Genomic DNA, 24,399 nt, shown 5'->3' with positions numbered 1-24,399 from the left:
GTTATCCCTTAGCGCATTGAGCGTTAAGGGATTTTTTTATTTGTTGGTTTTGATGTTAAACTTTGCCAGCTAGTGCAAATTTGCACCAGTGTAGTAGCTATACTTATGCGGTGTATAAAGGCTCTCAGTTTTAGACTAGCGCAAATTCGCACTAGTGTAGTAGCCCCAATCGGCACATACAAGGTAATCGAGGAGTTTTAGACTAGTGCAAATTTGCACCAGTGTAGTAGCGAAATGACAGCAATCGAAAAGTTGAACAGGTTTTAGACTAGTGCAAATTCGCACTAGTGTAGTAGGTCAAAGTTGACAAAATAATCAACGATATTCTGTAATAAAACACCAAACTTATCTTATCAGCGCTTTAATACATAAATATTATACCATTTTCAGACACAAATGTCAATAGAAAGTGGCTGTTTTACATAAAGCATTTTCATCACCTCCCGTCTGTCGTTATTTCATCTCATTCCCCAATCTCCTTGACAGCTGCGATAGCGCAGTCAAGTACAGCTACAATGATAGCCGTAAGGATCGTCTTTCCCATTTTTATCACCTCCTGTCCTTTGTTCTGTATACATTATACCACCTTATCATCGTCAACAAAAGTGTAATTTTCAAAAACTTTTTTATCTATGTTTTTGCACATTTATCACGTTTTTACGGCATTTATGTCACAATTTCAGCAAAATAATTTTCTATGATATTGACAAAAAGTACATTTGTGATATAATGGATACAAGAGGTGATAAAAATGCTCATACCCCCAAGCACATTTCTGCCCAAGCGTGACAAAAACGTACCATATATCGCAGAGGTGCAATCCATACCCCTCTCACCCTCTGCATATTCCGTCATTATCAAGGACAAGTCCATATTTGAAACAAGCCTTTCCCCTAACGGCAGCGTATCAATGTCCTCATTTCTCACAAGTATATTTGATTCAGCATATATCGCATCATTAAAATACAAGAGTGACGATAACTATAAATATATTGGTATCCCACTTCTGAACGCATTCGTAGAATGGCAGATCGAGGAGATCGATGACAGCCTTGATGATAAAAGCAAGGAGATAATAAAAAGCTATCTTATCTCAAAGCTCTCTGCAAAATACGAAAAGACCAAGACCGAAAATGCAGTGCGAGTAAGGCTCAGCATATGCCGTGACCTTTACGATACACTGAGCAGTGATGACCTTTATTATGAAAACAAGGTGTACAGCTTGACCCTAAGAAGATTTCTGAAAGCCGTGTATGAGGACTATGCCCTGCTGTCAGATTGCGAACGTGAAAGGCTCATTTTCGCCGACAATATCATAAAAATAAATGAAGTCATCAAACAAAACGGCAGCAGATATTACAGCTTCATTTACGCATATTCTAATATGTACAGCCGTGAAAAGCGCCGCATAAGGCTTATCCCCTACCGTATCGTCAGCGACGAATATAAGATGTATAATTATCTTGTCTGCCTGTCCGACGAAAAAAGCGCAGGCAAAGAGTTCAAAGCCGACAGCTATCGCATAAGCAGATTGAGCGGACTAAGCATCGCAGAAAAGCTCAGCCAAAAGGAATACTCCTCCGTCACCGAATACGAACGGCTGAAAGAGGGTCACGTCAAGTCCGTGAAGCACCTACTCAGCGACCCACGTTTTGGCAGTGATGAGAGCGATATCTCCAAAGTGTACCTCACCGAAAAAGGCGTTGAAATGTTCGGCAAAATACTCTATCAGCGCCCCATACTGAAAGGCAATGAAAAGCCCAAGCCCAACACTGTCAACGAGTTCATCTCCCCGCCTATCCAAGTCAAATACTATTTCAATAAGTTCGGCAAAGACGGTGTTATCCTATCTCCAAGCGACTCGTTTGAAGAAATGAGAACGCTGTATGTCGAGGGAGCTGAGGCGTATAACCGAGAAGTTGAGATATGAGAATAAAAATGAAAATTATAGCAAAAAAACACCCCTATGCAGAAATATACTCACGATATCATAAATTGTCAAGCTCTGAGAAGAGTGAATATATGAGTTTATCTTTGTAAAATAAACCGACCCCATTCGCTAGACTTTTTGACCTAGCAAATGGGGTCGGTTCAAATATCAATATCATTAAGTAAAAAAATCAAGACATAAGAGCAAGCATAATATGCGGATCACTTTACTTTTCTGCCGTAAACCTTGCCCACTCATATTCCGCTGTAAGCGGAACTGTGCCGTCAAAGGCTTTCAGCCAGCTGTCAACGCCAATGCCGTTCCACGCATTCATCATTATTTTACCTGGTGTGACAGGCAGATTTTCCGTTGCCTTGTATGCTTCCTTTCCGTCAACATACCAAGTTATGCCGTCCTCTTTCCACTCAAATGCGTAAGTGTGAAAATCCTCAGAAGCGTCAAAACCAAGATCATACATATATTCGTGCTTGCCAACACCATTGGTGTAGTAATTGAACTGCACCTTTGTTGTGTCCTTGCCAAGGACTTCAACATCTATTTCGTCCCAAGGATTATCCTCCGATGGACCTGTGTATGTAAAGAATGATGATACAACGCCGTCATTCTTTATGGCTTTCATTGAAACCTCATAAAGTCCATAGCCATAGTTCTCCTTTGAACGATACTCGCCGCCTCTGTACGCTTCGGAATCGCCCATACTGTCAATGGTAAGCTGCATTTTCCCGTCATTGAAAGTTACGTTATCTTCGCTCCACGAACAGTTGAACGGATCACCATTTGACCAGCCTGCTGAAATGGAAAAATCATTTGACGCACCCTTGCTGAAATCCGCCTCAACCGTGTATGGAGAATTGCTTTCCGTTTCCGCCTTGCTGCTGACATCTTGCGAAGAACTGCTGTCAGATGAAGCACCACAGCCACCCATAGACATAACTATCATTGTGAGAATCGACATAGCCAAAACTTTTTTCATTTTTCATTACCTCCGAATAAATATCAGAATTTTATCTTCTATAAGTATTATAATTCAACAGATGTGATATTTATATCATAAAAGTAATGCAAATATTATAATATTAATATCAACTTATATTTTCGATCTGCTTGTGCTATGCTTGTTCCAGTTTGCACGGAAAAACTGATCTCTATACTGTTTCGGCGTAAGTCCTGTCTGTTTCTTAAAGCAGGCAATAAAATGGCTGTGCGAGCTGAAAGCAAGATAATTGGCTATATCAAGCGGACTATATTCAGAATATCTCAGCATATTTTCAGCCGCTTGTATCCTTTTTGACATAATGAAATCAGAGATCTTTACGCCAACTTCCTCTCTGAAAAGCTTTGAAAGATACTGAGGCGTTATGTTCAGTTCATCAGCTATCTGATTGACGGTCACGCCCTTGTAAATATTATCGAAAATGCAGTCAAAGCACATAAGGATATGCTTCGAGTAAACGTTCTGTGACGCAGCCTTTTTCATTTGCTTTGTATAATAAACGATGACTTCTTTGTGTACAGCCATAACGCTTTCTTCATTGCGGCACTCATCACATTTATTAATGTATATATCGCTTATGGTATACGCAGTTTCCGGGTCAAGTCCACCCTCGATGCAAAACCTGCACAGCATAGCTATGGTTATGACAAGATGATACTTGACGTTTCTAAGGTCGTCTTTGCTGAGCCTGCCCTTTCCGTTTGTATCCAGCGGCGTATACAAACGTTTGACCGTTTCAAGGTCGCCCTCCCGCACCGCAGAATAGAATTCCAGTTCCGTTTCATATGGTGAATGATGATAGTCATTTTCCTTTTGCATAAACTGCCGCTTAGACAATTCTCTGTTTATTTCCATAGCTTTCACCCCCTGCTTTTTAGCTTATTATATCATATTTACAGACACAAGTAAAGCCTCATATTTATAGAAAAAGGACGGCAAATCACCCTGCCGCCCTTTTTTCTGATAATTAGATATTATTTAGCCTCTTTCATTGAAGTCATAGCCTCGTCGATAAGATAATCTATAGCCTTTTCATTTTCCTGAACGACCTGTGACCAACTCTTTGACTCCTGCGGATTCATTGTTCCTCTTATTGCAGTATCGCAAATAGAGTTAAGGTCGGCAGATACGCCCTGTTCAAAGTCAAATACAGGATTCTGTGCAGACAGATCATAGATAGTTTCTCTCATTTCAAGCATCTCATCTGTCCAGCCGTAATCGTCCTTGTACTGATCGAGGGTTATCTGATGTGCAGCCTCGTCAAGCTCTGCATAACGGCAGCATTCAAGGAAAGCTGCCACGCCCTCAGGATTTTGAGCGTTCTTTACAATGCTAAAGCCGTGTACTCTTGAAGGGATATACTGTTTATCACTATCAGCTGAGCAAGGAACAGGAACGAACATTACCTCTCCCTTTGATACATCGCCATAGTTTACAGTTGTTGACGGAGCATTCTCAAGTGCCCAAAGTCCGATAGGATAGAAAAGCGTCAGACCTGTTGCCATTCCGCTGCCCTCAGCGTCGCCTCTGAGTTTCCAGTTATTCTCGTGCTTTGGATAAACAACATTGTTCTTCTGCAGCTCATACATCATATTCTGAGCCTTTGCTATCATAGGGTCAGAAATATTATTTACAAGCTTGCCGTCTGTGATACCGATGAGCGGCACACCTGAAGACTGCTGCAAAGCCTTTTCATAATACCAGCCGTCGAGAGCGTATTTATCGCTTTCAGCGTCAGTAAAATCAAGACACATTTCTGTGAATGTATCCCAGTTCCACTTGCCTTCTTTGAAAAGCTCAGCAGGATCGTCATAGCCGTTATCTTCCATTGTCTGCTTGTTGTATACAAAAACATACGCAGGGTCTGTTCTGATAACGCTCACATAATGCTTATCGCCAAGCATAAACTGATCTGTCGCACCCTTTATGTCTGTCCAAAGAGGCTTTGAAAGATCAATATAATCGTCGATAGGCTCTATCATTGACTTTATAGCACCCTTAGGGAAAACGTCCATATCATCAGCACCGATGAAATCAGGTGAATCATTTGACATTACAAGTGCCGCAAGATCGTCAAACTTAGTTTCCCAAGTGGTCTGCACCCAGTTTATCTTACCATTATACTTTGTCTTGAACAAAGCAAGGTCAGCACCTATCTCCTTGTCCTCTGCCTCAGTAGGGTTGATATCCCAATGTGAAAACCACTTTATTTCGTTGCTCTTGAGATCTCTCACATCTTTCATATCATCAGCAAGTCTTTGAACTATCTGCTGCTGATCTTCCTTAAGCTTTTTGTCAACTACCTTGCTTGATGAATCACTTGAACTTCCGCAAGATGCAAATGCTGAAAGCGAGCAAACCGCAAGGGCAAATGTCAAAACTCTTTTTGCATTATTCATAGCCATACCTCCGAATATTACTTTCTTCTCTTTGCAACGATCACTGCTGTGCCTGCAAGAGCGATAACTGCAAGTGCTCCGCCAACAGCCGCACCTGTTTCTGCTGCCTTAGATGTATCGTCAGATGCTTTTGAAGATGTAGCCGCTGCTGCAGAAGTCTTGCCTGCATCTGCCTTAGATGAAGAAACGTCTTTCTTTGACGTATCAGCCTTTGAGCTTGAAGCATCAGACTTTGAATCTGCCTTTGAAGCATCTGTTTTTGACTCTCCGCCCTCGGCAGATGCAACACCGAAATCAAGCGTCATTGAAAGTGTGCCGCCGTTGAAAGCGCCTTCCTTCTCCCAGCCTGCGACCTCAGGACAAGCTTTCTTTGTTACCTCGCCTGTTTCCTCATTGACCTCGTCAGTTGGTCTGATATGTATTCTTATTCCACCCTCTGCGTCCTCGTCCATTGAAGTGATAGAATTAAGCGAATCAAAAACTGTTGTTGTGCCGTCCTCGGCAACGAACTTTGCGTCAGATATCTTAACGTCCACAGGATAAACACCATCAGGAAGATTAGCCACCATAACGCCCATATCTCCAAGAGTTCCCTTTCCTGACATTGTCTTATCAGCGATAACTTTGCTTATCTTATATTCAACAGTTATCTTGCCAGCATCATCGATGCCTACCCAGTCGCCCTGATTCCAGGTCCAGTCCTGACCCATATAAAAGCCCATTGCTCCGATAGAGTAATATGAGTCATTCATTTTTGAGTCCTCCTCTGACGGATGAACAACATCGCCTAGCTTTGCTGCCGAAACAGAAACTGACATCATTGTTGCTGCGAGAACCGCTGCTGAAAGACCTGCTACAAATTTTTTGATCTTCATAACCTTTTCCTCCTATTTTTCAATAAAATTTTTTGCTAAAAGCAATTTATTTTGTTGTTTCTGTATATATTATAACTATGTAAACGTTTTGTTTATATCAAAAACGTAACATAAATATCATAAAAGTGTTTAATATCGAATTTATGTAAGATTATAAATATATGAAAACAGACCCACTTGATATTCAAGCAGGTCTGTTTATTCGGAAGTTATTATAAGAAAGTGACTATGAATTATTATGTTTATATTATACGCTTTGTTTTAAAACTATTATATCAATATTCAATTATTTATATCAAATAATTATCGTAAATAGAATTTTATGAGCAAACATCAATTTATGAAACTAAGCATAAAAAAACAAGCTCGGCAAACGTGACCGAGCTTGTCCAAAAATGGAGTTATATTAAGAAATGATCTATTAAAGATACTTTACCAGTTCATCAAGAACGCTGTCAAGATGTCCGTCAATAAAGCCATAGTCAACACCCTTGTATGACCAAGCCGCTCTTCCGATAGAACATTTCTCAAAGGCACTGCTTATATCCTTGTACCAGTTAAGAGTATTTTCAGCAGATGCAAGATTTATAACACCGTATTCTCCACAATACATAGGAACATTTCTTTCCTCTGCGACCCTTACAGCCTCAGCAAATCTTCCCATAAAATAATCAGGCGTAAATTTCTCTGTCTTGACCTCCTCGTATGTCTGCATATATTCAAGACCAAGACGCTTTACCTCACTTCTGTATTTTGGGACGCTTCCCGGATAATCGATCCTGAAATCTCTCGGCATCTCATCTACCCAATAGGCAGCCTGATGAGTGAAAAGAAATGGGTCATAGCAATGGAAAGTATAAACTATATGCTCGTCATAAGGCTTATCAAGATCTTTCATTGAATCAATAGAGTTGTTCCAGTAGCTGCCCACAATGATATTTATATCAGCACTATATTTTCTGATAAGCTTTATGGTATTTTCAATGATAGCATTCCACTTTGTGCTGAACTTAGGGTCAGTTACCTCATTGAGAAGTTCAAAAGAGACCCTGTCAGAATATTTGCTGAAACGCTTTGCAAACTCTTCCCAAAGGTCATAGAATTTCTGCTGAAGCTCAGCGTTATCAAAGAATCCGCTTTCAGCCTGAGCCTTGTCAAAGAAAAAGCCCATTGTCTTATGGAGGTCAAGTATCATATTGATACCGTTATTTCCGCACCAATCGATACACTTCTGAACATAGTCGAAGCCGCTCTCTATAAAGCCGTTTTCGTCCTGAAAGATATTATAATCCACAGGCACTCTAACGTGGTCGCAGCCCCAGCCCTTTATACGCTTGATGTCCTCCTCTGTAATAAAATTATCAAGATGTTCCTTACTGTAATCGCATTGTGACAGCCAGCCTCCGATATCGATGCCGTGCATATAGCCATTAAATCTTCTCATATTTTAACCGTCCTTTCTGATTCTAGTTTTGTTTGCAACTATATCGTAGTACTGTATGGCCAGAAATTATATCATAATTTTAATATTCGTGTAAAAATCGTAATGCTATTGTGGCGTTCTAAACATACATTTCCAACTATTGACGAGCATTATGTTGCACGAAAAATAATTGCACTCCTCAGATTGGCGGATAGACTGTACATAAAATAATGCAAGACCGCCGCAGGTCACGAATTAATGCGACCTGCGGCGGTGACTTCTTTTATTGTTATCTGTAATCTAATTACCTTGAAACATAGCTAACATACTATTTCATATCCAGCGGATAAACAGGTCTTCTTATCTTCTTAAATTCACCGATTTTTGTAACGTCAGGATTATTGACACCTATACTCTCTGCTGTAAAATATACATATTCCTTGTCGCTAAAATTTGCCTTGTATGAATGGCCGAAGCCTTTGAGAACGAGAACTGAATATTTGTTGCTGTCAATGTCAAGATGTCTAAAAATATTTATCATCTCCGTTGGAACTTTATTTTCAGTTACAACAATATCTGCTTGTTCCGTGCTAATAACAGCTATGCGACCATAATCAGTATATGTTTCCCCATAATCTGCAAATTCTTCACCATTAGCTTCGCACATTGGTATTGGTTTGCAAATGAGTTTAGTGACCACCGCCGTTATCGGTAAAGGTCGTCCGTGCTTATTATCAGTTTTTCCACCAAGAAGTCCCTTTATAACAGCACCCTCTCCTGCTGCAAAAGCCATTTCCGTGATCTCTCTATCACAGATAGTTGATACCCCTATTTTATTTATACCGCCCTCAATAAGTTTATCAAGAATATAAGTACCATCAGCAGGACCGCCGCCGAGCGGGTCATCACATTCATCGATAACGGCATATTTCTTTGAAGGTGCACTCTTTATTGTGCATATTATTTTGTCAAGTGGATCAAGGTGCACAAAGAAACTATCTTTTTTGTCTATAAACATATTTGATATGTCATTACATATCGCCTGTGCATCGGATACATCTGTTGTCACCGTACAAATAATAGACGGACCTGCATTATATTTGTCAGAGCCATAAAAGCCTGCAAATGGTGATACATTGATAACGCCTGCCTGTTTCTCATATTCAAAAGCTTGGGCTATAAATGGCGTCATAGCACCACCATTTGTATCTGTATTGATCGCAGGCAAAAGGAGCGGAGGCTGAGCATATGCCGTTTTCATTACAAAGCCTTCTTCAAGCTGTCTATGATATATCTCCACACATTCCGATTCACGTTTCCTTATATCAACGTGAGGTTCTGTATTATAACCCAGAAGAAGGTCTGCATTCTTCACCATAAGAGGAGATACATTTGCGTGCAGGTCAAGTACAGCATATATCGGCGTACCTTCTCCAACAAGTGCCTTGATTGAGCTGAGCAAGTCCCCCTCACAATCATCAAAGCCTTCAACTACTGCTGCACCATGGAGATTGAGAAACACAACATCAGGCTTAGTAAAAGCGATCCTTTCAAGCATTCTCTCTTTTATAGCGACATATACATCTTTTTCAATAAGTCCCGACGGCGTAGCAAACGCAGCTGGCAGAGGTAATACATCATCATTATACTTTGCCAATGTTCTCAAAAAGCCCGTTATCTCACGAGCGTCGTTGAAATACTCCGTAAACTCCTTAACATCATCAGTATCAATGTAATCACGAGCTTTAAAGCTGTCAAGGTCTGTGCGTATAGCACAGAATGTATTTGTTTCGTGAAAAAAGCCGCCTACCGCCGCTCTCATAAAAATCATCTCCAATAGTCATTATTAAGGGTTTAACATTACCTTATAAAAATTATATTAAATTATAAAAGAGATTTCAAGGTCATAACACCACAATTGTCTCTGTGTTCTTTGCACAATTACTGATTATTGTGCACTCGCAACAACATTATTTGTAACTTGCACAACTTGATTAATCTTGTTTATTGTGATATACTTAGGTCATAGAAAGACAAAACAGAATATTTCAAAGAACAAAGACGTTATTTCCTTTTTAAAGGCAAATGGCGTCTTTTTTATTCAGGAGGTTGGATTACATGAAAAAAATCGAAATTATCACAAGAACGGAAAAGCTAGAGATTATCAAGAAGATCCTTGTCAATCACAATTGCCTTGGTCTCACCGTTTATTCAGTAATGGGTTGTGGACGTCAGAAAGGTCATATCAGCAAAGCTGAAAATGATGATGTTGCAACTAATCTTCTCCCTAAGATATATGTTATGACAGTTGTAAAAGACAGTGAGCTAAAGCTCATTATGAACGACATCTACAATGAGATTGGTACAGGAACACACGGCGATGGCAAGTTATTTGTATCTAACATCGAAGATGCCATGAGAATCCGTACAGGAGAATGTGGAGAAAATGCTTTGTAAGCAGTAAGAGAGGTAACTATGAAAGAGAAAAAAGTAATAGTGTCCTTAAAAGGCATATCAAAAACATATGACAATGATGTCAAGGTCGTCAAGAATATTGATCTGGATATTTATGAGGGCGAGTTTTTGACTATTCTTGGAGCTTCTGGCTGCGGCAAAACCACCACGCTGCGTATGATAGCTGGCTTTGAGGACGTTTCCTCCGGCGATATTTGTATCGACGGCAGCTCCGTGATAGGTGTTCCGCCTTATAAAAGACAAGTAAATACGGCTTTTCAAAGTTATGCTTTGTTTCCTCATCTTAGCGTTTATGACAACATTGCATATGGTCTGAAATTAAAAAAAGTTTCCAAAGCAGAGATACACGAAAGTGTTTCACATATGCTTTCGCTTATCAGGTTAGACGGATATGAAAAAAGGAAGCCTGCTCAGCTTTCAGGCGGACAAAAACAGCGTGTATCTATTGCAAGAGCACTCATCAATAATCCAAAGGTATTGTTGCTTGACGAACCATTGGGGGCTCTTGACCTTAACCTCAGAAAGCAGATGCAGCTGGAATTGAAAACAATGCAGAAAAAGCTTGGCATAACATTTATATACATCACTCACGATCAGGAAGAGGCTCTGACGATGAGTGACAGAATTGCTGTAATGCACAAGGGCATACTTGAACAGGTCTGTTCCCCAAAGGAACTTTATATGAAGCCAAAAACAAAATATGTTGCAGAATTTATCGGTGAGTCAAATATCTTCGAGGGCGTAGTAAAGGACAGAAATAGCGACAACTGCACAGTTGCGATCGAAAGTGGAAACATCCTGTGCAGCGGTGATGGTTATGTTGCAGGACAAATGGTATATGTTTGCATTCGTCCAGAAAAAGTACGGATCACAAGAAAAGCAGGAAGCGGCAATTCACTGCCAGCCGAGATAAAGGAGCAGATATTTACTGGCAATATGATGAAACATATTGCCGTGCTTTCTAACGGACACGAGATAAAAGTTGCAGACATTGCTTCCTACAACGATATAAATATCGGTGACAAGGTATATCTTGAATGGGACGCAAAGGACGCTGTAATGATCAAAAATCCGACAGGCCCTATGGCCGAAAATTTTGACACATTGCGGGGGGTGCAGTAAATGACAACATCACGCAGCAGGTTCAATTTCACGGCACTTGTATATATTCTCCCACTAACTTTGGCACTTCTGCTGCTTGTGGTACTTCCACTTTTATATGTTGCAGCAATGAGTTTTATGGGACGTGGCGCATACGGCGGCACTATCAGAAGATTTACAGTTGACGCTTATGAGTCTCTTGCAGATTTTACTTATCTCAAAGCCGTAGGAAGATCAATATGTATGGCTCTTAAAAGCTCTGTATTATGCATATTGCTTGGATATCCATTTACCTTTATTGTGGCAAGAAAATGGAAAAAATCAGGCAAGCTGCTTATGTTTCTGCTCATGATACCTGTTTACACCAGTAGCCTTGCAAGACTATATAGCCTTGTTATAATGTTTAATTCATCTGGCTTGATAAATACTGCTCTTATGAAGCTTCATATCATAAGCTCACCTTTGCAGATACTTTATACAAACGGCTCGATCACAATTGGGCTTGTACAATATCTTCTGCCGTTTGCAGTAATGCCGTTATATTCATCTATAGAAAAACTTGACGAATCAACTATCGAGGCGTCTTATGACCTTGGAGCAGGCAAGGTAAAGACCTTCATAAAGGTAATTCTCCCTATGACTTTTCCGGGAATAATCGCAGCATTTATCATTCTTTTTGTTCCTGCTATAGGCACATATTTTATTACAGATGTTATCGGCGGTGGAACAGTATATATTATAGGTAACATTATATGCAACCAATTTCTCAGTGCAAGGAACTGGCCTCTCGGTGCAGCACTCTCAGTGTGCGTTGTAATATTCATTCTGCTTATGCTTTATCTTTACAGTAGGATAGGAAACCTTGATGATTTGGGGGCGATGTAAATGAAAAACAGCAAACTTGTAAATAAAATAACGAATGCTTATGTGATGCTGATATATGTGTTTGTATTTATTCCTGTAATAGTTATGGTCGCATTTTCATTCAACAGCCTGCCTTCAAATCAGCATTGGGAAAGCTTCACGCTTGATTATTACAGCAAACTGTTTTCTGATAGTGAAATGATCCAAGTACTTATAAACTCACTTACACTGGCAGTAGTAAGTACGCTTGCCGCTATCTTTATCGGCACCCTTGGTGCATATGCGCTTTGCAGGCTTAAATTCAAGGGCCGTTCGTTTCTGAATTTTATGGTTTTTGTACCTATGGTGATCCCAGAAATAGTTATAGCGGTAGCATTTCTTGGGCTTACAGGTGCAGCTGGTATATCAAAAGGCTTTGGGGTTATGGTATGTGCGCATACTATATTCATTCTTCCGTATATTATCGTTACGCTCAAGTCAAGATTTGCAGACTATGATGTTTCTATAGAAGAAGCTTCACTTGACCTTGGTGCAAACCAGATATATACATTCATACACATCATCTGTCCTATGATACTTCCAGGTATTTTTACTGGCGGACTTATGGCATTCTCGCTGTCATTTGACGATCTTATCGTATCAAATTTTCTCAGCAACACGGGATATACCACACTTCCTGTAAAAATATACTCAAATCTGAAGGTAGGTATCTCACCTGAATATAACGCATTGTTCACCATAATATTTGCGGTAATGCTTATAGCTACCGCGGCTATTGCAATAAAAAAGAAAAGAGGAAAGTAAAATGAAAAGAAGAAAATTTTTGGCGTTGACAGCAGCATTGGTATTGGCGGCAACAACCGGACTGGCTTCCTGTGGAAACAATTCAGGCAGCAAAGGCGACACAAAAGAACTTAATATGATTCTTTACCCTGACTATGTCCCTCAATCTGTCATTGACAGCTTTGAAAAAGAAACAGGCATAAAGTGTAATATCGACTATGTTGACAATGACACTCTCATCTATACCAAGTGGTCAGAAGATCCCAAGGGTTATGATATTGGTCAGCCTGCTATTTCTACTCTGCACGCACTTATCGATGCAGATATGCTTCAAGAAATAAGCTATGAAGATATTCCAAACAGCAAATATATTTCCACAGATAAATGTGATATCTCACTGAATGACAATGACAAGAAGTACTCTATTCCATATAACACCACCGGCGGTTACACTTGGATATACAACACAAAGACCTGTCCTGTCACTATCACAAAAATGGATGATCTTCTTGATGAAAAGCTTCGTGGTCAGATCGTTACAATGCCTTATTCGTTCATGTGGTATCCGTCAGCACTTATGCACCTTGGATATTCAGACTCCTCCACAGACGAAAAAGAGATTGCTGAAGCAACAGAATGGGTCAAGAAGCTTACTGCGAACGTAAAGGTGTTCGACGGTGCAACACCAAGTTCTTCTGTGAAAAATGGCGAATGCAGTGTGGCTCTTACATTTGCAAGTGACGCTTCAAGGGCGCTTCTTGATGACCCTGATCTTGATTACCTCAAGGTAGAAGACCAGACATTTATGCAATGCACACAGTATTGGGTTATTGGAAAGCAATCGCCTAACAGTAAGAATGCTGAAAAGTTTATTGATTATATATGCGACCCTAAAATTTATGCAGAGTGTTTGAATACATACCCCGCTATATCAAATAATGAGGAAGCGCTGAATTATGTTTCCGATGATTATAAGAAAATAGAAGGTATGTTTGAGATCCCTGATGATAAAAAATCATACATTCTCAATTCGGACCTCCCTACTGACGCACTTTCCACATATGATGAACAATGGAATAAGATCATGTCAAACTAAGGAGTGATCCTACAATGAGCAAAGATTATTCTGAGATAGCATACAAACATACACGTTTTTTTGTTGAAGAATGCGGAGAGCGTATCGCAGGCACTGCACAGATGAACAAGGCAGCAGAACACGCTGTCGAAGTGTTCAGATCTCTCGGCATGAAATATATCCAGCATCATTTTCAAGTACCTGTTTGCAACACTGAAAAAAGCGTTGTTGAGTTGATCTCAAACAAGCAAATCACACCTCTGCCACATACTAATGTGTGCTTCTGCACAGATACACCAGAGGGTGGCTTAACAGCGGAAGCTGTACTTATACATTCAGACGTCAAGAAAATGGGTGTTATCGGCGAGATCTATCCTATCAGTGACAAGTGTATAAAAACAGATATCAAAGGAAAGATCGTAGTTATAGAGCGAAGCGTTCTTATGGATTACCCAGATATAGACACCTACAAGGTACTTGAAAAATATAAACCCGCTGCCGTAATATTCACAACAGACGAGTCACAGCAAGGCATACCATATGTGTATTCAAATTTTGAGTACAGAGAAGCACAGTATATGCTGCCGTCATTCATAATGAACAAAAATGATGTGAATAAACTGTTCAGCCAAAATGATAAGGTCATACTGCACGTTGAACTAAAAACTCAGGTTCAGAAAAAAGAAAGCACCAATACGATAGGCGTGATAGAGGGTACAGACAAGCAAGATGAAGTGATCTTGATCTCAGGTCATCTTGACTCGGCAGTCAGCAGCAAAGGTGCTGTTGATGATGCAGGTGCAATAGGCACTGTTATGGCATTAGCAGAAAAATACAAGGCTCTATCCGACAAGGGCGTCAGAACACATAGGACCTTGTATTTTGCCTGCTGGTCGGGTCACGAACCTGGTCTGCACGGAAGCAAATACTTTTTGCAGCAAAACCAGGACATTTACAAACGTATAAAATATAATATCAATTACGATATCCTTGGAATGGCAACGCCTTATTCCATAACCTATGCAGGCGTAAAAGACTTTGAAGCGATATTTGAAAAAGTATTTGAAAAGTGCGGCTCAACGTTGGACATTTTTTCCGGACCTGTTCCCTGTGACACACTAAATCTCACATCAAACAAAATCCCTAGTCTTACTATGTCAAACGGTGGATTCGTATGGGGACATACGCCTGCTGATGATATGAAAAACATTGACAAAAGGGGCTTTGATCAGCCTATTGATTTCTCAAGTGAGCTTATAAACTATCTTGACAGCCTTGAAAAAATACCTCAGGGATACACTGATGATATTGAAAAACAGCTTGATATATATGCCACACGATATGGCTGGGATTTCTGACAGGAGGCATATGTTATGAAAATAATTGATCTGAGCGGCGAATATACAGAAAAAATGTGGTATTATGGTGAGCCATATACGCCATACAGCGTAAAAGATCTTGCGTGTGTCGATAAAAATGGCTATATCGCAAGAGAATATACACTGACAGCCCACACAGGCACTCACATAGAAAACAGCGCTCATTGGAGCGAAAACGCACAGGGAATAAGCGAGACCCCTATTGAGAAATTCGCAGGTAACGCTCGGTTACTTTACCTGCCGTTCTCAGAAAGCAAAGAGATAACAGTGAAAAGACTAAAAGCAGCAGGTGCTGATGATCTTGAAAAAGACGAGATATGTATTATCCGAACAAATTGGGATAGCTTTTGGAACAAAAAAGAATATGTATCTGAAAGCCCATATATTACAGTACCTGCGGCAGAATATCTTGTATCAAAGGGAATAAAACTCGTGGGAATGGACAGCCCTATGATAGGCGATCCGAATGACGGGATCTCATCAGTAGGAGCTGACCTCGTTCTTCCTGACTATAAGTTTTCAGAGGCAGGGATACCGATAATACTTGGTCTTGTAAATTTATCATCTCTGCCTGAAAAGTTCTTTTTTACAGCCTTTCCACTAAAACTGCATAACGGTGAAGGAAGTCCCTGCCGTGCAACTGCAATAACATTTTAAGATAAAGGAGCTATTTATTATGGAATATGAAATTCAGAAACATCTGCATTATGCAGGAATACCAAGTTTTAATCTTTATCCGTACACACAGGATACTGAATGTGCTGACATAACTATAATGGGTGTACCTTTCGATAGTGGTGTTACAAATCGTCCAGGTGCAAGACTTGGACCAAGAGCTATAAGAAATATGAGTCAGCTTACAAACTGCTTTGCCTACCCATGGAGCTACAAACTCAGCGATAACGCAAAGATCGTTGATTACGGCGATGTAGGATACTATGTGGGTGCAAATACAACGAAGGTAATGCTTGAGGAAACGTATAATACTGCCAAAAAAGTTTTTGAATCTGGCAGCAAACTTCTTACCCTTGGCGGAGACCACACTATTCCATATGGTATGGTCAGAGCTGCAAGCGAAAAGTTTGGAAAACTTGCTCTGCTGCATTTTGACTCTCATCAGGACAGCACTCCGTCCACTGATGGAAATGTATCCCACGCAAACTTCGCATATGACTTACAGGCTGAGGGGTGTATCGACCCGTCACATTCGGCGCAGGTTTTTATAAGAACTGAAATGACTAAATGTGGATATAATATTTTCTATGCTATGGACGCTGTAAATATGGATATGAAAGAGCTAGCTAGACAGTTGAAAGCCATTGTGGGCGATATGCCTGTATACATAACCTTTGATATTGACGCTCTCGATCCCTCGGCTGCACCAGGTACAGGTACGCCTGTTATTGGCGGTCCTACCTCAGCTCAGGCAAGGCGACTACTTTACGAACTGCGTGGTATCAATGTTGTAGCAGCAGATCTTGTAGAGGTGCTTCCCGCATATGACCACAGCGAGATCACCGCACTTGCGGCGGCAACGATCGCACAGGACCTTATGTATCTTATGTATAATAAAGGATAAATCTCGCATCTCCAGCCCATAGTTTTACCTATGGGCTAAAGGTGTTTTTAGGAGTGATAACAAATGAACTGCGAAGATCTAATGAACATTCCCAAAATATATTCAGGAATGAAGCTTATAGCGGGTGGGTCAGGAATGTACAGAAACATACGGTGGATATATTTTGCCGATTGTACACAATGTCTTTCAGATGATTTTAAAGTCTCACAGTTGATACACGGAGGAGAACTTGTTATTGTCACAAATGCAGCACTCACAGACAATGATGACAAAATGCTCAGTATGATTGTGGAAATGAACCAAAAGAATATAGCTGGGCTTGTTATAAATGTCGGACAGATATCACCTATGCTGACCGAATACTGCAATGACAACGAACTACCGCTGTTTGAACTGTCCTATGATCTGCACCTCATTGATCTTTCACAGATCGTATGCAAGGCATTGGTGGAAGAAGAAAGCAACACAAACTCGATAGATCAGCTTCTTGCTGCAATAATTTATTCCTCTAATATAAATGACGCTGATATAAAGATACGGGCAGGCTATCTAGGCACTAATATATCGGATAAAAATCACATAGTCGTGCTGAAGTTAAACAAAAACAACAAACTTCAGGACTCTTATGAAAATCTGCAAAGATATATCAGATATGAATTTAAAAACTATGGTTTGCAAAAAATGCTGATGCTCTGGCAAATAGATACAGGCATAATGCTTATCCCCTCGGAGTTATTTAGCCGCGATCTGCTCTCCAATATACTCACAAGGATAATAGACCACATTAATTCTTACTACGGCATTGACGCAAAGGCAGGGATAGGATCTGCATATGAATACATATCGGAATTAAAGAAAAGCTTTCAGGAAGCTCTGAACTCCATTAAAATATCACACTCTGAAAGTAAAAGTCAGAAAATATTCTTTTACGATAATCTCGGTATCTACTCGCTTATCGCGCAGATAAAAAATGATAAGTTTCTTGATGAATATGTAAATAATCATATAGGCAAACTGATACAATCTGATGTTTTGCAGGAGGGCGACCTTTGCAAAACGCTTGAAGCCTATCTTGATCATAACTGCAACGCTGCCGCCGCAGCAGAGCACCTGTTTATCCACAGAAATACAATGCGCTATCGTATGGATAAGATCAAAAAGATACTTTGCTGCGAACTTGATGATCTTGACGTCTATCTTGAACTTAAAATGGCGTTTGAGATCAAAAACTATCGTGAAAGTCAAAAAGATCAGTCATAATTTATTGTGTGCATACACCACAATAAAGATTATAAAGACAACACATTGCTGTTATACTGTTTTTTTCTTATAATTATATCAAAGGAAAAAACTTTCCGTAATAAAAGAACAGGAGTGACTTTATAATGCTAAGAAATTCATCACCAACTATAATTACAGATAAGGTTCCAGGACCAAATGCCTGTGTACTTTTGAAAAAAAGGGACAACGCACTGCCTAAAGCGCTCTGTGGCTATACATATCCTATATGTATCAAGCGTGGAGAGGGCGCAATGCTCGAAGATGTTGACGGAAACATCTTTCTTGATTTTATCGGAGGTGTCGGCGTTCTCAACATCGGCTACAGCAGACCTGAGGTCGTGAAAGCTGTTCAAGATCAGGCAGAAAAATATTTTCACTGCATTTTCAATGTGGTGGCACACAGTGGTTACATTGAACTTGCTGATAGGCTCAACAAACTTATGCCATGCAAAGGTGATAAACTGAAAACATTCTTTGCAAACAGCGGTGCAGAGGCAGATGAGAATGCAGTAAAGATAGCCAAAGCATATACAGGAAGAAAAGGCATCATCTGCTTCTCTGGTGCATTCCACGGAAGAACAAATCTTACAATGGCTCTTACAGCAAAAAAATCTTATGCAAAGGGAATGGGTCCTTTCCCGTCTGATATTTACAGAGCTGAGTTCCCTTACCTTTATCATGCACCAAAAGGATATTCTGAACAAGAAGCAATAGCATATTACCTAGACAAACTCAACACTCTTTTTGATGAAGCTGCACCTGCCAGTGATATTGCAGCAATGATAGTCGAACCTGTTCAAGGAGAGGGTGGTTTTGTCCCCGCACCTATCGAATGGGTAAAAGCCGTCAGAAAGATATGCGACGATAATGGTATTTTACTTATTGCTGATGAAGTACAGTGTGGAAACTGTCGAAGTGGCAGATACTATGCCTCAGAATATTGGAAGGAAGCAGGTGCTGCACCAGATATTATAGCAACAGCAAAATCTCTTGGCGGCGGCGTTCCAATAAGTGCAATAACCGCCCGTGAGGAAATTATGGATTCAGTACCTGTGGGAACTATTGGCGGAACATATTGTGGAAATCCTCTTGCCTGTGCTTCTGCACTCAAGGTAATGGATATAATGCTGGAAGAAGATTATGCAGGCAAAGCTGAAGAAATAGGTAAAAAGGCAACTATATTTTTCAGCGGTCTTAAAGAAAAATATGAAGAGGTAGGAGATGTAAGAGGTCTTGGCTCGATGCTTGGCGTGGAATTTGTAAAGACTAAAGCAGAAAAAGAACCAAACGGCGAACTTGTTTCTAAGGTGATACAGAACGCCCTTCAAATGGGACTAATGCTTGAAAATGCTGGCACACACGGAAACGTTATAAGATTTCTTGTCCCTCTGTGTGTAACAGACGAACAACTTGAAAAAGGCTTTGAGATATTTGAGACCGCTTTGGTAAAAGCAAAGTCTGATAAATAATACAAGAAAAGAGGTATTAAACGTGAGTATGGATTTTAATTACTACCTGCCTGTAAATATTGTTTTTGGAAGAGGAAAAGTCAGCTCTGTTGGAATCATCGCAAGCGATCACGGCAAAAAGGCACTTGTTGTCACAGGAAAAAGCAGCACAAAGCGCTCTGGGTTGCTTAACCGAATTTGCAGTCACTTAAAAAAATCAGGTATCGAATATACTGTTTTTGATAAAGTACCACAAAATCCTCTTACAACGACAGCTGAGCAAGCTGCACGAATAGCAAAAGACAACGGCTGCGATATGGTCATAGGCGTCGGCGGTGGAAGCGTTATGGATTGTGCAAAGGCAGCAGCATTTATCGCAGTAAATGACGGTGATATAAATGACTACATATTCAATCGTCTGAAAAGCGGCAAAGCTCTGCCGATAATACTTATCCCAACGACCTGCGGAACAGGCAGTGAGGGAAACGGATTTGCTGTATTAACAAACCCGGAAAACGGAGATAAAAAATCACTAAGATGCAATGCAATAGTTGCAAAGGCGTCTATCATTGATTCTGAATGTATGATGACTATGCCGAAAAATGTTTTGGCAAGTGTCGGTTTTGATGCCTTTTGTCACTGTATGGAAGCCTATATAAGCCGCATTGCTCAACCATTCACGGATATTATGTGCGAAAAGGCAATGAAGCTTATTGCAGATGATCTTCCAAAGCTTTTTAAGGGTGACAATAATCCAGAGTACTGGGACAAGATAAGTCTTGCAAGCACAATGGGGGGAATGGTCATAAATACCGCAGGTGTTACACTTGCACATGGTATGGAACACCCTGTCAGCGGTTTCAAGAATGCCGTACACGGCAAAGGTCTTGCAGCCATAACCCCTGCAGTAACAGAAGCAAGCATAAAAGGTGGCCCACAGAAACTTGCATTTATTTCAAAAGTGTTAGGCGGCAATAATGAGAATGATTGTGCAGAACAGATAACAAAATTTATCGACTCACTTCGTCTTACCTGTACGTTATCAGATTTTGGAGTAAAAGAAAGTGATATCGATATGCTGACAGACAGCTGTATGAAAGTTTCAGCAGCAGGTATATCCTATCATCCCGTAAAATTTGACAGGTCACACATAAGAGATCTATATTTAAAGTCACTGTAAATCAAGCCAAAGGAGTTCTTTCTATGCGCAGATATAAAACATACATTAACGGAGAATGGTTTGAAGGCGCTTCGGGAATCGTTCTGAGATCTGTTGATCCTTCAAATAACAAAGAGTTAGGCGAGATAGTGCAAAACAGCAAGGAAGATGTGGAATATGCAATAGAAAGTGCCTCACGTTCCTTTTACAAAACCAGAGAATGGCGTGATCTTGATGTTCAGCAACGAAGCGACAAGCTTCTAAAGATCGCTGATATGATAGAGAGCGAGATTGATGAAATAGCTAAGACAGAGTCAATGGACAACGGCAAGCCCTTGCGTGAAGCGCAGGCAGATGTTGACGATGCTGTGCATTGTTTCCGTTATTATGCAGGGCTTATCCGTACACCAAGCGGTCAAACTTACAATGTAAACAGCAATTTCGGCAATATGCACTCATACACAGTGAAAGAACCAGTGGGTGTCTGCGCACTTATCACACCTTGGAATTTTCCATTTTTGATGAGCGTATGGAAAATAGCCCCTGCACTTGCGGCTGGCAACAGTATAATTTTCAAGCCAAGCTCTGAAACGGTACTTTCGGCATTGAAGCTTTTTGAGATACTTGATAAATGTGATCTACCAAAAGGCACTGCAAATCTGGTCATCGGTTCAGGAAGCACAGTTGGAAATCTTTTAGCCGAAAGCAAAAAGGTAGATATGATTACATTCACAGGCAGCACATCCGTTGGGCAAGGCATAATGCGAGCTGCTGCTGGCAACGTAAAAAAAATAGGGCTTGAACTCGGTGGAAAGTCACCTAATATCGTCTTAGCAGACACGGATATCGACAAGACCGTTGAATGGGTAATGATGGGTATATTTTTAAATCAAGGAGAAGTCTGCTGTGCAGGATCAAGGCTGATAATAGAAAAATCGATAAAGGATAAATTTCTAAAAAAACTTGTCGAGAGAACTGATAAGCTTACCCTTGGCGCTCCTCTTGATAACCCTGATATGGGTCCGCTCATATCAAAAAAGCATATGCAGGACGTACTTGGATATATTGAAAAAGGAAAGGCAGAGGGAGCAAAACTTCTTTGCGGTGGATACAAATGTACAGATGACGATCTTGTCAACGGAAATTTCATCAAGCCTGCCATATTTGACGATTGCACCCCTGATATGTCAATAGTTCGTGAAGAAATATTTGGTCCTGTACTTACTGTGCTGACTTTTGAAACAGAGGAAGAAGCAATAGAATTGGCAAATGATACAGATTATGGACTCGCAGGTGCTGTTTTCTGCAATGATACCGCAAAAGCTCTAAGGGTGATAAAAGAAGTTCGTGCAGGTATAACGTGGATAAACTGCTATAACCCAGCCTTTTCAGAAGCCCCGTGGGGTGGCTACAAAATGAGTGGCATTGGCAGAGAACTTGGCACAAGCGGTCTTGATGAATATCAGGAAACAAAGCAGATAAACATAAATATATCTGGTACACCTCTTGGGTGGTATAACCACTAGATTATACAAACCGCCGCAGGTCACGAATTAATGCGACCTGCAGCGGAATTTTTTTATCCCCCTTATTTCAAAAACTCCCCACTTTTTGAAATAACACCCCTCGCTCCCCACTCCTTATTTCAAAAGCACCCCCTATCAACGTTTACATCTGCAAAATTTACACTTTGTTTACAAAATGTAATCGTTATCCTAAGCAGCCAGCTTAACAAATCGTGGAAATAATGTGGTATAATGACAGTACAAAATAAATAGTGTCAAAAAAAGCACTATAAGGAATATGGAGGATTTCTTATGAAGAATGGTTATTTAGTATTATCACTTGTTATTTCAACATTGATTTTAAGTTCTTGTGGAAACAATACTAAAAGCAGCAATGAATCAACCGATAATTCACAGCAAACCGATTTCACAACAACAGCGATCTCAACAACAACGTCAGATGAGGTTGCGACCACCACGCTAACCACAAGCGAGGTTACGCAAGATGTCCATGAAGATACATTTATAACAAATGTAAAAAAGAATTTAGATTATGCAAAAGAAAATATGTCTGTTTTTGATTATGACGAAAACAGCATTAATGAAACTGAAACGAGAAACATTGAGGTTATCTGCACTATAACTGTCAACAACACACCAACAAAACTTAAATGCACTATTACCGGCTCAGATGATAACAGCATTGAAAGTATGTCTATCATATATGATGATCTAGGAGAATGGATAAGGGAATATTACGAAGACGCAGACTGTACTATTGAAAAAACGAGCGATGAAATTTCGGAAGTTGACGCTTTAAATATACTCAGAATGTTTTATGCCAGTGCAATTTTATACACTGATGTTGGTCTTTCTTCTGAAGATATTAGCGATTCGTGTGATATTCTTGACACTTCTTTAGAAAGATATAGGTACACCGGAGATTACTTAACTGACGAGTCTGATTCGGTTTCGGTAAAATGCGGAAACTATGTCTACCTGTTATCCATAACACCAAATGGAAGTAATGCACTCGCATTGTCAGTATATAGTATTGATTATTATAACGAAAACATGGATTTAGCTGGTTTACCACATTATAGCGGACCAGAAATATAATAATTTTTTTAATCACGAAAATACAAATCACAGAAAGAAGATGTTAAAGCATGAAACAAATCGTATGCGAAGTTTGCGGTAGCAATGATTTAGTCAAAGAGGACGGCTGCTTTATCTGTCAGTATTGCGGTGCTAAATATTCACCTGAAGAAGCTAAACGTCTTATTGTCGAAGTTAATGGCAAGGTCGATGTGTCAGGAAGTAAAGTCACAGTCGATAACACCTCTTTTGTAGAGCGTTCCCTCGAAAACGCACGCCGTGCAAAAGCTAAAGAAGATTGGGAAGAATGTGAAAAATACTATAACATGGTAGAGCAGTATGAGCCAACAAATATTGAGGCTATTTTTTACTCCAGCTATGGAAAAGCAAGAATGGCACTTGTAGATTCTGACCGCTTTAAAAGAGAACAGAAAATTAAAGTGTTAAAAAATTCGATATCTGTAATTGATGACAATTATGACAACTCACCTGATAAATATGAAGAAAACAAAGTCTTGATTCAAAATATTAATGCTGATCTGCTTAGTATAATGAATAGTTCTTTTGTAATGAACACCGTAAACAACGGCAATTATACATCAAATGACAGTAGCTATACATTTGATATGTTTATCGAACTATCGTTAGGAATGATCGAATCTATTGAACATATAATAGGAGTTATAACTGATAAAAAGAAAACAATATATCTCTGGCAAATATTAAGGCAACAATATAGTTATATCTATTCAATTTACCGCAGAGCATCGTATAAGTATAGACAAAGGTCACGGTGGTTAGATGCTATTGCAAATATAGATAATCAACTGTATAGACTTGACCCATATTATCACGCCCCTTCACTTAAATCAAATAATAATTCAGCAAAAACTACAATACTTTCTATTGCTTTTATCATTGTATTCACAATCGTGATTGTTTTGTACTTCTATTTAACTAACCTATAACTCAGTTGACAACTATGCTCTCCATTTTCCTGCATAAATCCC

At 39.9% G+C, this 24,399-nt stretch carries 21 protein-coding genes; 15 read left to right on the top strand and 6 right to left on the bottom strand.

Features of this window, described 5'->3' with window-relative positions:
- The first annotated feature begins 751 nt into the window (after positions 1–751).
- On the top strand, positions 752–1,930 hold the full coding sequence (locus AB5627_RS06875) for a hypothetical protein (protein ID WP_368369750.1): 1,179 nt from the start codon (positions 752–754) through the stop codon (positions 1,928–1,930).
- 226 nt (positions 1,931–2,156) lie between these two features.
- Here AB5627_RS06875 and AB5627_RS06870 read toward each other — a convergent pair whose 3' ends face one another.
- The 6 genes from AB5627_RS06870 to AB5627_RS06845 all read right to left on the bottom strand — a co-directional run bounded on the left by AB5627_RS06870 (position 2,157) and on the right by AB5627_RS06845 (position 9,464).
- Positions 2,157–2,924, bottom strand: a complete 768-nt coding sequence (locus AB5627_RS06870; protein WP_022288047.1) for a glycoside hydrolase family 16 protein — start codon at positions 2,922–2,924, stop codon at positions 2,157–2,159.
- Positions 2,925–3,038: 114 nt separating this feature from the next.
- Entirely contained in the window at positions 3,039–3,800 is a 762-nt protein-coding gene (locus AB5627_RS06865; protein ID WP_117864394.1) for a helix-turn-helix domain-containing protein, read from the bottom strand.
- Positions 3,801–3,919: 119 nt separating this feature from the next.
- The gene (locus AB5627_RS06860; protein WP_022288049.1) at positions 3,920–5,344 is read right to left on the bottom strand and encodes an ABC transporter substrate-binding protein; all 1,425 of its coding nucleotides are present in this window, start codon (positions 5,342–5,344) and stop codon (positions 3,920–3,922) included.
- 17 nt (positions 5,345–5,361) lie between these two features.
- Positions 5,362–6,219, bottom strand: coding sequence for a hypothetical protein (locus AB5627_RS06855; RefSeq protein ID WP_368369749.1), 858 nt, complete (start codon positions 6,217–6,219; stop codon positions 5,362–5,364).
- Positions 6,220–6,640: 421 nt separating this feature from the next.
- Entirely contained in the window at positions 6,641–7,663 is a 1,023-nt protein-coding gene (locus AB5627_RS06850; protein ID WP_278461360.1) for a glycoside hydrolase family 5 protein, read from the bottom strand.
- Positions 7,664–7,970: 307 nt separating this feature from the next.
- Positions 7,971–9,464: a M81 family metallopeptidase gene (locus tag AB5627_RS06845; RefSeq protein ID WP_330019572.1), complete on the bottom strand. Its 1,494-nt coding sequence runs from the start codon at positions 9,462–9,464 to the stop codon at positions 7,971–7,973.
- Between the two features lie 296 nt (positions 9,465–9,760).
- On the opposite strand from AB5627_RS06845, the gene AB5627_RS06840 reads away from it, so the two are divergent.
- The 14 genes from AB5627_RS06840 (at position 9,761) to AB5627_RS06775 (ending at position 24,357) form a co-directional block, all read left to right on the top strand.
- The gene (locus tag AB5627_RS06840; protein WP_195551258.1) at positions 9,761–10,099 is read left to right on the top strand and encodes a P-II family nitrogen regulator; all 339 of its coding nucleotides are present in this window, start codon (positions 9,761–9,763) and stop codon (positions 10,097–10,099) included.
- Positions 10,100–10,117: 18 nt separating this feature from the next.
- Positions 10,118–11,239 carry an ABC transporter ATP-binding protein gene (locus AB5627_RS06835; protein ID WP_022288053.1) on the top strand — a complete coding sequence of 374 codons (1,122 nt, stop codon included), beginning with the start codon at positions 10,118–10,120 and terminating at the stop codon, positions 11,237–11,239.
- The gene (locus AB5627_RS06830; protein WP_022288054.1) at positions 11,240–12,103 is read left to right on the top strand and encodes an ABC transporter permease; all 864 of its coding nucleotides are present in this window, start codon (positions 11,240–11,242) and stop codon (positions 12,101–12,103) included.
- Complete coding sequence (locus AB5627_RS06825; RefSeq protein WP_022288055.1) at positions 12,104–12,886, top strand: ABC transporter permease; 783 nt, start codon at positions 12,104–12,106, stop codon at positions 12,884–12,886.
- Between the two features lies 1 nt (position 12,887).
- Complete coding sequence (locus AB5627_RS06820; RefSeq protein ID WP_022288056.1) at positions 12,888–13,961, top strand: PotD/PotF family extracellular solute-binding protein; 1,074 nt, start codon at positions 12,888–12,890, stop codon at positions 13,959–13,961.
- Positions 13,962–13,975: 14 nt separating this feature from the next.
- Entirely contained in the window at positions 13,976–15,298 is a 1,323-nt protein-coding gene (locus tag AB5627_RS06815; protein ID WP_265290787.1) for a M28 family peptidase, read from the top strand.
- Positions 15,299–15,313: 15 nt separating this feature from the next.
- Positions 15,314–15,976 (top strand): cyclase family protein, encoded by a 663-nt coding sequence (locus AB5627_RS06810; RefSeq protein WP_022288058.1) that lies wholly within the window; start codon positions 15,314–15,316, stop codon positions 15,974–15,976.
- Positions 15,977–15,995: 19 nt separating this feature from the next.
- Complete coding sequence (gene speB / locus AB5627_RS06805; RefSeq protein ID WP_022288059.1) at positions 15,996–16,898, top strand: agmatinase; 903 nt, start codon at positions 15,996–15,998, stop codon at positions 16,896–16,898.
- A gap of 63 nt (positions 16,899–16,961) precedes the next feature.
- On the top strand, positions 16,962–18,158 hold the full coding sequence (locus AB5627_RS06800; RefSeq protein WP_265290786.1) for a PucR family transcriptional regulator: 1,197 nt from the start codon (positions 16,962–16,964) through the stop codon (positions 18,156–18,158).
- A 125-nt stretch (positions 18,159–18,283) separates the two neighbouring features.
- Positions 18,284–19,648: an aspartate aminotransferase family protein gene (locus AB5627_RS06795; protein ID WP_022288061.1), complete on the top strand. Its 1,365-nt coding sequence runs from the start codon at positions 18,284–18,286 to the stop codon at positions 19,646–19,648.
- Positions 19,649–19,676: 28 nt separating this feature from the next.
- Positions 19,677–20,807, top strand: coding sequence for an iron-containing alcohol dehydrogenase (locus AB5627_RS06790; protein WP_265290807.1), 1,131 nt, complete (start codon positions 19,677–19,679; stop codon positions 20,805–20,807).
- 23 nt (positions 20,808–20,830) lie between these two features.
- Positions 20,831–22,312 (top strand): aldehyde dehydrogenase family protein, encoded by a 1,482-nt coding sequence (locus tag AB5627_RS06785; protein WP_256322361.1) that lies wholly within the window; start codon positions 20,831–20,833, stop codon positions 22,310–22,312.
- Positions 22,313–22,603: 291 nt separating this feature from the next.
- Entirely contained in the window at positions 22,604–23,410 is an 807-nt protein-coding gene (locus AB5627_RS06780; RefSeq protein WP_302837705.1) for a hypothetical protein, read from the top strand.
- Between the two features lie 50 nt (positions 23,411–23,460).
- Positions 23,461–24,357, top strand: a complete 897-nt coding sequence (locus AB5627_RS06775) for a TFIIB-type zinc finger domain-containing protein (protein WP_265290783.1) — start codon at positions 23,461–23,463, stop codon at positions 24,355–24,357.
- The last annotated feature ends 42 nt before the right edge of the window (positions 24,358–24,399 follow it).

Origin of the sequence: Ruminococcus sp. RTP21198st1_G1_RTP21198_201120 (genome assembly GCF_040924265.1) — a bacterium.
Classification (GTDB): Bacteria; Bacillota; Clostridia; order Oscillospirales; family Ruminococcaceae; genus Hominimerdicola; species Hominimerdicola aceti.
Note: the sequence above shows the minus strand (reverse complement) of the source record. Positions and strands in the feature narration are given on the sequence as shown.